Source organism: Arthrobacter sp. Rue61a, assembly GCF_000294695.2.
In the GTDB taxonomy this organism is placed as follows: Bacteria; Actinomycetota; Actinomycetes; order Actinomycetales; family Micrococcaceae; genus Arthrobacter; species Arthrobacter aurescens_A.
In genome coordinates this window covers 2,781,242-2,793,633 of record NC_018531.1, presented here as the reverse complement: position 1 = coordinate 2,793,633, position 12,392 = coordinate 2,781,242, and the positions used below count along the sequence as shown (strand labels likewise).

At 63.0% G+C, this 12,392-nt stretch carries 7 protein-coding genes and 1 riboswitch; of the genes, 6 read left to right on the top strand and 1 reads right to left on the bottom strand.

Translation table 11 applies throughout. The annotated features are described in order from the left end of the window. The first annotated feature begins 285 nt into the window (after positions 1 to 285). From ileS to ndk, 4 genes are read left to right on the top strand one after another with little or no spacing between them, the layout of a single operon-like run. Positions 286 to 3,597 (top strand): isoleucine--tRNA ligase, encoded by a 3,312-nt coding sequence (gene ileS, locus ARUE_RS12660; protein ID WP_014922036.1) that lies wholly within the window; start codon positions 286 to 288, stop codon positions 3,595 to 3,597. Positions 3,598 to 3,599: 2 nt separating this feature from the next. Next, positions 3,600 to 4,961 carry a bifunctional folylpolyglutamate synthase/dihydrofolate synthase gene (locus tag ARUE_RS12655; protein ID WP_043471329.1) on the top strand — a complete coding sequence of 454 codons (1,362 nt, stop codon included), beginning with the start codon at positions 3,600 to 3,602 and terminating at the stop codon, positions 4,959 to 4,961. A 1-nt stretch (position 4,962) separates the two neighbouring features. Beyond that, positions 4,963 to 5,415, top strand: coding sequence for a DUF4233 domain-containing protein (locus ARUE_RS12650; RefSeq protein ID WP_014922035.1), 453 nt, complete (start codon positions 4,963 to 4,965; stop codon positions 5,413 to 5,415). Positions 5,416 to 5,456: 41 nt separating this feature from the next. Next, positions 5,457 to 5,876: a nucleoside-diphosphate kinase gene (gene ndk, locus ARUE_RS12645; RefSeq protein ID WP_014922034.1), complete on the top strand. Its 420-nt coding sequence runs from the start codon at positions 5,457 to 5,459 to the stop codon at positions 5,874 to 5,876. 80 nt (positions 5,877 to 5,956) lie between these two features. Here the strand turns inward: ndk and ARUE_RS12640 are convergent, their stop codons facing one another. After that, positions 5,957 to 6,625 (bottom strand): vitamin K epoxide reductase family protein, encoded by a 669-nt coding sequence (locus tag ARUE_RS12640; protein ID WP_043470361.1) that lies wholly within the window; start codon positions 6,623 to 6,625, stop codon positions 5,957 to 5,959. Between the two features lie 470 nt (positions 6,626 to 7,095). On the opposite strand from ARUE_RS12640, the gene ARUE_RS12635 reads away from it, so the two are divergent. Continuing rightward, the gene (locus ARUE_RS12635) at positions 7,096 to 10,290 is read left to right on the top strand and encodes an Rne/Rng family ribonuclease (RefSeq protein WP_043470358.1); all 3,195 of its coding nucleotides are present in this window, start codon (positions 7,096 to 7,098) and stop codon (positions 10,288 to 10,290) included. A gap of 162 nt (positions 10,291 to 10,452) precedes the next feature. Next, positions 10,453 to 10,551: riboswitch (TPP riboswitch) on the top strand. Next, a complete protein-coding gene (gene thiD / locus ARUE_RS12630; RefSeq protein WP_014922031.1) occupies positions 10,542 to 12,089 on the top strand; it encodes a bifunctional hydroxymethylpyrimidine kinase/phosphomethylpyrimidine kinase in 1,548 nt (515 codons plus the stop codon). Its footprint overlaps the riboswitch before it by 10 nt. The last annotated feature ends 303 nt before the right edge of the window (positions 12,090 to 12,392 follow it).

Below are 12,392 nucleotides of genomic sequence, written 5' to 3'. Positions count from 1 at the left end.
GCCCTCAGCTGCCGCTAGACTTGGAGGACCAGCTTTGACCCGGCCATCACCGGTGAGCTTCCGGAAGAACGGCACTGACCACCTGCAAAGTGGCAAGCGCCCGGTAGAACCGGACGGGTAAGCCCGTTACAGCAGTAATGAGAGGCCGGCACCGGCAGTCCTTCCTTACCCGGGGAGGCCAAGGTTCCGGTAAGTGAGGTGGTACCGCGGTACCGGTGGTGATGCAGATCAACGCCGAAGCCGTCCTCGCATCCTGACAGTCAACCAGCTATCACAGGATATGAGATGACCCACTACCCCAAGGCCTCAGCGTCTTCGTCCGGCACACCTGGCGTGTCCGCTTCCGTGAAGTTCCCGGAAATCGAAGAGCGCATCCTCAAATACTGGGATGAAGACGGCACCTTCCAAGCCAGCATCGACCAGCGCGACAGCGACCTTCCCGGCGGGGCAGCCGGCAGCAACGAGTTCGTCTTCTATGACGGCCCTCCCTTCGCCAACGGCCTCCCTCACTACGGCCACCTGCTCACCGGCTACGCCAAGGACCTCGTGGGCCGCTACCAAACCCAGCGCGGCAAGCGTGTAGAGCGCCGCTTCGGCTGGGACACGCACGGCCTTCCTGCTGAGCTCGAAGCCATGAAGCAGCTGGGCATGACGGACAAGACCCAGATCGAAGCCATGGGCATCGACAAATTCAACGACGCCTGCCGCGCCTCCGTGATGAAGTACGCCAACGAGTGGAAGGCCTACGTCACGCGCCAGGCCCGCTGGGTGGACTTCGAGAACGACTACAAGACCCTCAACGTCGAATACATGGAATCGGTCCTCTGGGCCTTCAAGCAACTGCATGAGAAGGGCCTGACCTACAACGGTTACCGCGTCCTTCCGTACTGCTGGAAGGACGAGACACCCCTGTCCAACCACGAACTTCGCATGGACGATGACGTCTACAAGAACCGCCAGGACCAGACGGTCACGGTAACGTTCCCCGTCAAGGCAGGGGAGTCCGAACTCTCCAAGGCTTTGGAAGGTGTGCAGGCGCTCGCCTGGACCACCACGCCCTGGACGTTGCCCACCAACCTGGCGCTCGCCGTCGGGCCTGACATCTCCTACGCTGTCCTGCCCGCGGGCCCCAACGGTGTCAAGGCTGCTTCCGCTGAAGCGCCCGTCACCGGCAGCTTCCTGCTGGCCACTGACCTTGTGGGGTCATACGCCAAGGATCTGGGGTACGACGACGCCGCTGCCGCAACAGCCGCTGTTGTGTCCACGCACACAGGCGCCGACTTGGCAGGCCTTGAATACGAACCGCTGTGGAACGACTTTGCCGACACTGAGAAGTACGGCACGCAGAATGCCTGGCGCTTCCTGGTAGCCGACTACGTCACCACCACTGACGGTACGGGCATCGTCCACCAGGCTCCGGCCTATGGCGAGGATGACCAGAAGGTCTGTGAAGACGCCGGCATCCCCGTGGTCCTGTCCGTCGATGAAGGCGCCAAGTTCCTGCCGCTGTTCGCACACGGTGAGCTCGCCTCGATCGTCGGCTTGCAGGTCTTCGAAGCGAACAAGCCCATCACCCAGGTGCTGCGCGCCGATGGCCGCCTTGTCCGCCAGGCCAGCTACGAGCACAGCTACCCGCACTGCTGGCGTTGCCGGAACCCGCTGATCTACCGTGCCGTGTCCTCCTGGTACGTGGAGGTCACCAAGTTCAAGGACCGTATGTCCGAGCTGAACCAGGAGATCAACTGGATCCCGGGCAACGTCAAGGACGGCCAGTTCGGCAAGTGGCTGGACAACGCCCGCGACTGGTCCATCAGCCGTAACCGCTACTGGGGTTCGCCGATCCCGGTGTGGCAGTCCGACGACCCCGAGTACCCGCGCACTGACGTGTACGGATCGCTCGCCGAGATGGAAGCCGACTTCGGTCGCCTGCCGGTCAACAACGAAGGCCAGGTGGACCTGCACCGCCCGTTCATCGACGAACTGACCCGTCCCAACCCGGACGACCCCACAGGTAAGTCCACCATGCGCCGAGTCGAGGACGTCCTGGACGTCTGGTTCGACTCCGGATCGATGCCGTATGGACAGGTGCACTACCCGTTCCAGAACGAGGAATGGTTCGACACCCACAACCCCGCGGACTTCATCGTGGAGTACATCGGCCAGACCCGTGGATGGTTCTACATGCTCCACATCCTGTCCACGGCGCTGTTCGACCGTCCGGCGTTCCGCAACGTCATCAGCCACGGCATCGTGCTGGGCTCCGATGGGCAGAAAATGTCCAAGAGCCTGCGCAACTACCCGGATGTTTCAGAGGTCCTGGACCGCGACGGTTCCGACGCCATGCGCTGGTTCCTCATGTCCAGCCCCATCCTGCGCGGCGGCAACCTTGTGGTTACCGAACAGGGCATCCGCGACGGCGTGCGCCAGGTCATCCTGCCGTTGTGGAACGTGTACAGCTTCTTCACGCTGTACACCAACGCCGCTAACGCAGTGGACGGGACAGCTTCCGGCTACGAGGCGAAGCTGCGCTACGACGGTTACGCCGACACCTTGGACCAGTACCTTCTGGCGAACACGGGGGACCTGGTCCGAAACGTGACCACCAGCCTGGACAGCTACGACATCTCCGGTGCCTGCGATGAACTGCGCAGCTACCTGGATATGCTCACCAACTGGTACGTCCGCCGCAGCCGCCAGCGTTTCTTCGACGAGAATGTGGACGCTTTTGACGCGCTCTACACAGCCCTCGAAGCGGTGTGCCGTGTATCAGCTTCGTTGCTGCCACTGGTGACGGAAGAGATCTGGCGCGGACTGACGGGTGGCCGTTCCGTTCACCTGGCTGACTGGCCTGACGCTTCGCTGTTCCCGTCCAACCCCGGACTGGTCGAAGCCATGGACCGCGTCCAGCAGATCTGCTCCACCGGCTCCAGCTTGCGCAAGGCCGCGAACCTGCGGGTCCGCCTGCCGTTGCAGGAACTGACGGTGGTGGCACCGGGTGCAGACGCGCTGGAAGGCTTTGCCGCCGTCGTCGCTGATGAACTGAACCTGCGTTCGGTCCGCTTGCTGGACGCCGCCACGGCTTCGCCAGAGGAGTTCGGCATCGAGCAGAAGCTTGTGGTGAACGCCCGTGCCGCTGGCCCGCGCCTCGGCAAAAACGTGCAGCAAGCAATCAAGGGATCCAAGTCCGGCGACTGGTCAGTCAACGACGCCGGAGTTGTGGTGGCAGGCGGCTTGGAGCTCGAGCCCCAGGAATACACGCTGGAGACTGTCGTGGCAGAAACGGCCGACGGCGGCAGTTCCGCAGTCGCTGTTCTCCCAGGTGGCGGTTTCGTCGTCCTGAATACCGAGGTTACTGCCGAACTTGCGGCCGAGGGGCTGGCCCGTGACATGGTCCGCGCCATCCAGCAAGCCCGCAAGGACGCCGGACTCAACGTGAGCGACCGTATCCGGACCTCCGTGGAAGCCGCACAGGATGTGGTGGATGCCTTGGAAGCCAACTCGGAGCTCGTCAAGACCGAAACGTTGACGCTGGAACTGGAGGTCCTGTTGGCCAGTGTCGACGAACCGCAGGTCACGGTCGCAAAGGCAGGTGCATGATCATGACTGACGAATTCTCAGTTGAAAGCGTCTACGCCGAACTTTTGGGCCGCGCTCCGGAGAACAAGATGGAACCGCGTCTTGCTCCGTTGTTCCGCGCCATGGACGTGCTGGGGGAGCCGAACAAGGCTTATCCGATCATCCACATCACCGGCACCAACGGCAAAACGTCCACGGCCCGCATGATCGAAGCCGGACTTCGTGCCCACGGGCTGAGTACAGGCCGCTACACCAGCCCGCACCTGTCCAAGGTAACTGAGCGCATCAGCATTGACGGCGAGCCGGTGCCGGACGCTACGTTCGTGCGCATCTGGGACGAGATCCGCCCTTACCTGGAAATCGTGGACAGCGAGCTTGTTGCCGATAACCAGCCGCGGCTGACCTACTTCGAATGCCTGACCATCCTGGGCTTCGCGGTGTTCGCCGATCAGCCTGTTGATGTCGCCGTCATGGAAGTTGGCCTTGGGGGCATCACCGATGCCACGAACGTCGGCGACGGCCAAGTCTCAGTCATCACTCCGATTTCCTTGGATCACACGGATCTTCTGGGCGACACCACCGAGGACATCGCTTACGAGAAGTCCGGCATCATCAAGCCAGGTGGCTTCCTGGTGAGTGCCGCTCAGCCAGTGGACGCTGCGCAGGTCCTGTTGGAGAAAGCCCGCGAAGTGGACGTGCCGTTCCGCTTCGAGGGCGTTGAATTTGGTGTCGAGTCCCGCAGCGTTGCTGTGGGTGGTCAGGTCCTGACCATTCAGGGACTCGCTGGCCGCTACGAAGACCTCCTGCTGCCGCTGCATGGCGCCCATCAGGCTGAAAACGCGGCTGTAGCCGTTGCGGCCTTGGAAGCATTCTTCGGCGGAGGAGAGAAAGAACTCGACGCCGAGGTACTCAAGGAAGCCTTTGGCACCGTGACGTCACCTGGCCGACTCGAAGTTGTGCGGACTGCCCCCACCGTCGTGGTGGACGCTGCGCATAACCCCGACGGCATTCGCGTCTCGTCAGAAGCGATCCAGGAGGCCTTCAGTTTCAGCAAGCTGGTGGTTGTGGTTGGCGTTCTGCGGGAAAAGGATGCCGAGGAAATCCTGAAGACGCTCAAGGAATCACTGGGGGGCCTCGCCGAGGAATTTTGCTTTACGCAATCCAACTCCGCCCGCGCCGTTCCTGCAGCGGAATTGGCCGAGCTCGCTGTCGACCTCGGTTTCGGCGAGGACAATGTTCACATCGCCGAGAAGCTGGACGATGCCCTGGAATGGGCTATCGAACGTGCCGAATCCAACGACGACCTCGCTGGCGGTGTCCTGGTGACGGGTTCCATCACGGTGGTGGCCGAGGCCCGGATCCTGCTCGGAAAGGCAAGTGCCTAGCATGGCGAAAATGACTAAAGCGCAGCGCGAATGGCGCCCGGGCATGCCTAAAAAGCGCCGGTCCACCAAAGTGATGTTCGCTTCCACCGTGCTCCTGCTGGAAGCGTTCGTCGCGTTTTTCGGCACGCTGGCAGTCTTCGGCCTGAGGCGCGGGGAAGTTGACCCCGGCATCATCCTGGGAGTGGGCATTGCCCTGAGCGTTGTGCTTGTTCTGGCGTGCGCCGTACTTTCCAAGCCGTGGGGCATCGCAGTTGGCTGGGGGCTGCAGCTGGTTCTGATCCTGACGGGCTTCGCCGAGCCCACCATGTTCATTGTGGGCATTCTGTTTGCCATCTGCTGGTGGTACGGGATCAGGGCAGGAATACGGATTGACCGCGAGGTAGCCCAACGCGACCGCGAGCAGGCGGAATGGAACGCGGCTCACGGGGACCAAGCCGGCCCGCAAACCCCGTAAACTGGCTGGGAAAACCACCGAACAACCGCATTGGAGCATCTGTGAGCATTGAACGGACCCTTGTCCTGGTCAAGCCCGACGGCGTAGCCCGCAACCTGGGTGGGAGCATCCTCGCCCGGATCGAAGCCAAGGGCTACACCCTGGCTGAGCTGAAGAAGGTCAACGCCACCCGCGAGCTGCTGGAGCAGCACTACGAGGAACACGTGGGCAAGCCGTTCTACGAGCCTCTGGTTGAGTTCATGCTCAGCGGGCCGGTCATTGCGGCCGTCTTCGAAGGCCACCGCGTGATCGAAGGCTTCCGCTCGCTGGCCGGAACCACGGATCCGACGACGGCGGCACCGGGCACCATCCGCGGCGACTTCGGCCGCGACTGGGGCTTGGCAGTGCAGCAGAACCTCGTGCACGGCTCGGATTCCGTCGACTCTGCCGAACGTGAAATCAAGATCTGGTTCGAGGGCTAAGCAAACCCCACCGAGATAACAATTAAGGCCAATGTTCTTCGTGAACATTGGCCTTAACTGTTATCTCGCGAGTGGTGGTTCTACGCTGTCGACGGCACGAAGAGGTGCATGAAGGAGAAGAAGATCGTGGTGATCACGGCCACGTACAGCAGCGCCACGATGATCCAGCCCGACCCGGACAGAAGCTTGACCAGTGCGGGTGGCGATTTGATGACCCCGCTGGTGATGTTGCGGATGGTCACCCAGACAAACAACGGGATCATGGCCGCCCACACCACCATGCAGAACGGGCACAGCACGTGGATGACGTAGAGGGCCTGCGACCACAGCCATACAACGAAGGCAAAGCCGAGGGTCACACCGGTTTGGAGGCCCAGCCAGTAACCCCGTGAATACTTGGCTCCCGCGAGGATACCCATGGCTGTAGTGATGATGACCGCGAAGGCAACGATGCCGATGAACATGTTGGGGAACCCGAACACGGAACTTTGCGGTGTCTGCATCACTTCGCCGCACGAGATAAACGGATTTACATCGCACACTGTCACATGATTGGGGTCCTTGAGCACCTCAAGTTTCTCCAGAACGAGGGCGCCGGACGCCAACCAGCCAACCACTCCAGTGATCAGCAGCAACCACGCGAAAGGCTTGTCACGCACCGTACTGGGGAGGGAGTCCGGCTGCGTGGACACGTCCTCCATAGGGCTTGCGGCTTGTTTGGCCAGGTTTTCCCTGGCGGTGCTTGGCATCGCGGATGTGGTCCTTTTCAACGATCGGCCCGGCAAGCCGGGAAGGGCTCTTGGGAGGATTGTAACTCCGAAGGCTGGGCGCCGGCCCCAGCTTGCGCGCGAGCTCCACGACACAGCGGCCTTCCCTGCGAATGTGCGGGGGTGTGAGAGAATGAACATGGCCGGAAGTCGATCCACATTCGAATTTCGGTCCGGTGACTTTGTTCCCAAGACCGCCAGTATGAGCTGGGCATGCCCGGATCACGTGATCCTCGGTAGGCCCGCCATGACAATGGACGGCACCTGGTTGTGGCAGCAGAACAACGGGTTTCAGAATAGAGCCGCCGGCCTTCCAGGGCTGCCGCACCCCAATGATGGTGCGAACCGGAAGGCATACTGCCGACTTCTGTCAACGCCTGCGGGTTTTGACAATATTTGCTCCACTGGGCGCCGGATGTGGCGGCGTCGCTGGGGCAGGAGTGTTGCCACATATGGATAATGACCAGGTTGTAGCCGTTAATGACGAGGCAGCTCCCGCGGAAACTGCGGAAGCGCCCAAGAAAGCCACTAGGACCCGGCGCAAGGCAGCGCCGAAGGTTGCTGCTGACGTAGAGGCGCCTGCGGCTGACACGCCCGCGCCGGAAGCGGCCCCTGAGGCCACCAAGGCGCCGGTGCGCCGCACCCGTTCCCGCAAGAAGGCAGAGCCTGCAGAGCCTTTGCCCGGTTTGGGGGACGACACCACTGCCGCGCCCGAAGCCGCCGCGGAAGCCGCGCCCGAAGCGATTGCTGAGCCTGCCCCCGAAAAGCCGGTCCGCCGTCGTCGTACTACCAAGCCCAAGGCTGAGGCAGTCGAGGCGCCCGCAGCTGCGGAAGCCGTAGAGGAAAGCACGACGCCGGAAAAGGGCTCCCAGCCGGAGGCACCTGCCGCCGATGTAGCATCCGAGGAGTCCGCATCCGAAGAGGCAGCGTCCGAAGAGGCAGCTGCCCAAGACGCCGCTCCTGCTGCGTCCACCTCGCTGTTCATGGAGCCGGTTTCCATCACTTCCATGATCTTCCAGGCCCCGGACCTCACCACTGTTCCCCGCGTTGCACCGGTGGAGGAGAAGGCCGAGGAGCCCGAAGAAGAAGAAAGCGAAGCCGCCGCTGAGGGCGAGCTGGAGGACGCCGGTAGCCGTCGTCGTCGCAGGAGCCGTGGCCGTCGTGGACGCCGCGGAACAGAACGCGATGAGAACGAGGCCGAGGACGGCACCGAGTCCGAAGACGAAGAAGCTCCGGCAGCCGAAGCCCTTGAAGAAGGCGTCACGTCGCGTCGCCGGCGTCGCCGCCGCCGCGGAGACCAGGATCTTGAACTGACCGGCGGCTCGGACGATGATCCGCCCAACACCGTCACCCGTGTCCGCGCACCGCGCCCCATCACGGAAACAGCCCCGTCCAACCGCGTTACCGGCGTCAAAGGTTCCACCAGGCTTGAGGCCAAAAAGCAGCGTCGCCGCGAATCCCGCGAAACCGGACGCCGCCGCCAGGTCATCACCGAGGCCGAGTTCCTTGCCCGCCGCGAGTCGGTGGACCGCCAGATGATCGTCCGCCAGCGCGACGACAGAATTCAGATCGGCGTCCTGGAAGACGGTGTTCTGGCTGAGCACTTCGTCTCCAAGACCCAGCAGGATTCCCTGATCGGCAACGTTTACCTGGGCAAGGTCCAGAATGTTCTGCCTTCCATGGAAGCTGCCTTCGTGGACATCGGACGTGGCCGCAACGCGGTCCTGTACGCCGGTGAAGTCAACTGGGACGCAGTCAATCTTGAAGGCCAGCCACGCCGGATCGAGAACGCCCTGAAGTCCGGCGACTCCGTCCTGGTCCAGGTGACCAAAGACCCCGTGGGGCACAAGGGGGCCCGGCTCACCAGCCAGATCTCCTTGCCGGGCCGCTACTTGGTCTACGTACCCGGTGGTTCCATGACCGGCATCTCCCGCAAGCTTCCCGACGTCGAACGCAACCGCCTCAAGCGCATCCTGAAGGACCGCTTGCCGGAAAACGCCGGTGTCATTGTCCGCACAGCCGCTGAGGGGGCGTCGGAGGAAGAGCTGACGCACGACATCAACCGTCTGCGCGCCCAGTGGGAAGGCATCGAAGGACAGGCCTCGTCCACCAAGGTCCTGGCCCCTGAACTGCTTTACGGCGAACCCGACCTCACCATCAAGGTGGTCCGTGACGTCTTCAATGAGGACTTCTCCAAGCTGATCGTCTCCGGTGACGACGCCTGGGACACCATCGAGGCCTACGTCACGTACGTTGCCCCTGATCTGGTGGGCCGCCTTGAAAAGTGGACCAAGGACCAGGACATTTTCGCTGCCTGGCGCATCGACGAGCAGATCCACAAGGCGCTGGAGCGTAAGGTCTTCCTGCCGTCCGGTGGTTCGTTGGTCATCGACCGCACCGAGGCCATGACCGTGGTGGACGTCAACACCGGTAAGTTCACCGGCAGCGGCGGAAACCTCGAAGAAACGGTGACCAAGAACAACCTTGAAGCGGCTGAGGAAGTGGTTCGCCAGCTCCGTCTGCGCGACATCGGCGGCATTATCGTCATCGACTTCATCGACATGGTCCTGGAATCCAACCGCGATCTCGTCCTGCGACGCATGGTCGAGTGCCTTGGCCGCGACCGTACCAAGCACCAGGTGGCCGAAGTGACGTCGCTGGGCTTGGTCCAGATGACACGCAAGCGTATGGGTACCGGCCTCCTTGAGGTCTTCGGTGAGCAGTGCGAGCATTGCGCCGGCAGGGGCGTTGTCACCCACGACGAGCCCGTTGAACACCGCCGCGCCAACGTGGTTGCCGCCGAGCACCACCGCCCGCACGCCGAGGCACAGCAGCCTGCAGCGCGGACGGAACGCAAGCGCCGCCGCGGCAAGGGTGGGGGACAGGCCATCGCCGAAGCCCCCGCGCAGGTCCATACGACGACGTCCGCCCCGGCCGCACCTTCGGCTCCGGTCGAAGCACAGGATCCCGCCCGGCAAGCCAAGGCTGAGGCAACCCGGGCTGCCCTGGCGACGATTGCCGCTGCAGCGCACGCCGCCCACCTGCACGACGACGAAGTTCACCGCGCAGAGGAGCAGGCAAGGGCGGCGGGCCACGAGCCGGCCGCCAGCCCCGCATCCGGTACCGCCGCCAGCGGCGAGGCCGGAGCAACTGCCCGCGAAGCAGAAAAAAGGGAAGCAGCAGTCCAGGAAGCAAGGTCTACTCCGGTCCTGCGTTTCGGCGGCGAAGAAGTAGCACTGCCGTTCGTTGAGCACCACGAGGAACCGCAGGCCGCCAAGCCTGCCATGAGCCTGGACCTCCTGGCCGAGGCGTTCTCGCACCTCGGCGCTGCTCCGGCACCTACGGAAGAAGCCGCGCCGGTGGTCGTGCCGGAGCCTGCTGATGCCCCGAAGGCTGATGTGCCGGCCCGTGCCGAAAAAGCTCCCGAGGCTGTTCAGGCTTCGAGTAGTCGTCGTGGCCGCCGCAACCGGAGTGCCAGCCGGGCCCAAGGCGCGGCCAATGAAACCAGCGTCGAGCACCATGAGGTGACGGCCTCGGCCCCCCGAGGCTCGGCCCATGAGGCCAAGGTGCCCGCGGAACAAGCCGAGAAGGCATCAACCGACGAGCCCATCATCCTCGGAGTTGGAGTTCCTGCCTCCGAGCTCTAAATCCGGACAGCACCAGCTGAGAGGGCCCTGCACAATCTGCCAACGGCGGGCTGTGCAGGGCCTTTCTTGTCCGCGCAGGCCACGCATTCCATGCATCCGTGGTCACATCCCGGTCGCGACGTGGTCCGGTTCCCGCGCCACGTCGCTTCCCGGCTAGGCTTGGGGACTGACACGGGGTGCCGGGCGTTGGGCCAGGCTGAGATCCAGACCCGTTGAACCTGTCCGGTTAGCACCGGCGAAGGGATGTCCTCATGACTGCATCACCATATTCAGCTGTGTACCCACTCGACGCTCCCAACCCGGGCCGGGCAACCCCACGCGTACTGAGTATTGCCGGCTCGGACCCTTCCGGCGGCGCGGGAATTCAGGCGGACCTGAAGAGCATCGCAGCACTCGGCGGTTACGGAATGGCTGCCATCACGGCTCTCACCGCACAAAACACCATGGGGGTCATCGCCGTCCATGTTCCTCCCGCGCAGTTCCTCCGACAGCAACTGGACGCCATCAGCAGCGACATCACCATTGATGCCGTCAAGATCGGAATGCTCGGCGATGCGACCGTCATAGACGAGGTCCGCGGCTGGATCGAAGAGGTGCGTCCCGCCGTCGTGGTCCTGGACCCGGTGATGGTGGCCACCAGTGGCGACCGGCTCCTGCGCGAGTCAGCGGAGAAGGCTTTGCGTTCGCTGCTGCCTCTGGCCGACCTGATCACCCCGAACCTTCCGGAACTTGCCATGTTGCTGGGGGAGCCGGAGGCAACAGAATGGGAATCGGCGCTGGACCAAGGCAAACGGCTGGCAGCGGAGTACGGAAACACGGTCCTGGTCAAGGGTGGCCACCTGCCGGGTCCGGTATGTCCTGATGCACTGGTGAACACCAGTGGGATGCTGTCACGGGACGTGATCGAGATAACAGGTCCCCGGGTCGAAACGCGGAACAGCCACGGAACCGGGTGCTCCTTGTCGTCCGCCTTGGCTACAGTCCAGGCACGCACGGGTGACTGGGAAGTTTCACTGCAGGAAGCGAAGTCTTGGTTACTGGGGGCTTTGACAACCTCTGAGGCCCTCGAGGTGGGGCAGGGGAACGGGCCCGTGCATCACTTCCACCACCTCCAGCAGGCATCCAAGCCGGGCGCCTTCGCTGCGACCTTGTGGAAGGAAGCCGGTCCAGAGCTCGAATCCATTTACGGGCTTCCGTTCATTCAAGGACTTCAATCGGGCGAACTCCCGGAACGTGACTTCAACTACTACCTCGCCCAAGATGCGATCTACCTCAATGGGTACTCCAGGGTGTTGGCGCGTGCGGGGGCCCTGGCCCCCACGGAGGAAGAGCAGTTGTTCTGGGCCAAGGCATCACAGCAGTGCCTGGAAGTTGAATCGGAGCTGCACAGGAACTGGCTGAGCACCAGGGAGGCCTCCACGGCCACCGGCCCGGTCACCAAGTCCTATGTGGATCATCTACTGGCAACGTCGGCTTCCGGCAGCTACGCGGTGGTGCTCGCGGCGATCCTGCCCTGTTACTGGTTGTACGCGGAGGTGGGTCGGCAGCTTCATGCATCGTATGTAGACGCCGGAGCCCCCGCAGATCACGCCTATGCCGAGTGGCTGAAGACCTACGCCGACGAGGACTTCGCTGCCGCAACCCGGAAAGCGATCAATTTCACGGATGCTGCGGCCATTGCGGGTTCGGAGATGGAGCGGGCCGCCATGATGGACGCTTTCATCCAGTCCTGCCGTTATGAGACGGCGTTTTTTGATGCTCCGCGGTTGTTTGCGCAGCCTTCCATCGGCCGCGGCTAGCCCGCTACCACGGTGCATTTGCGGGCAACTGCGGAGACACGTCAGCGCGTCGCTGCCTGAATCGGGTTAATCTCGCCGAAAACCTGTAGGCTGTATGGGCACGGTGCCGGGAGAGTCCGTTACAACTCGTGACGCAAGTCACGAGGTAGCCTCCGGACCCGGCCTCATTTGCAGCTGAAGGTCAAACTAGCGTAATCTTGATCTTCGGTGCTTACGCCAACACTTGGGTTATGCCCCTTGGAATTGTTCATGGGATGACTCGCGGACTTCGATCAGAAGTCCACGGCGTTGAGGCACAGCGCG

Coding starts and splice junctions, on each gene's coding strand:
- ileS (WP_014922036.1), top strand. CDS start 286: ATGACCCACTACCCCAAGGCCTCAGCGTCTTCGTCCGGCACACCTGGC.
- ARUE_RS12655 (WP_043471329.1), top strand. CDS start 3,600: ATGACTGACGAATTCTCAGTTGAAAGCGTCTACGCCGAACTTTTGGGC.
- ARUE_RS12650 (WP_014922035.1), top strand. CDS start 4,963: ATGGCGAAAATGACTAAAGCGCAGCGCGAATGGCGCCCGGGCATGCCT.
- ARUE_RS12640 (WP_043470361.1), bottom strand. CDS start 6,625: ATGCCAAGCACCGCCAGGGAAAACCTGGCCAAACAAGCCGCAAGCCCT.
- ARUE_RS12635 (WP_043470358.1), top strand. CDS start 7,096: ATGGATAATGACCAGGTTGTAGCCGTTAATGACGAGGCAGCTCCCGCG.
- thiD (WP_014922031.1), top strand. CDS start 10,542: ATGACTGCATCACCATATTCAGCTGTGTACCCACTCGACGCTCCCAAC.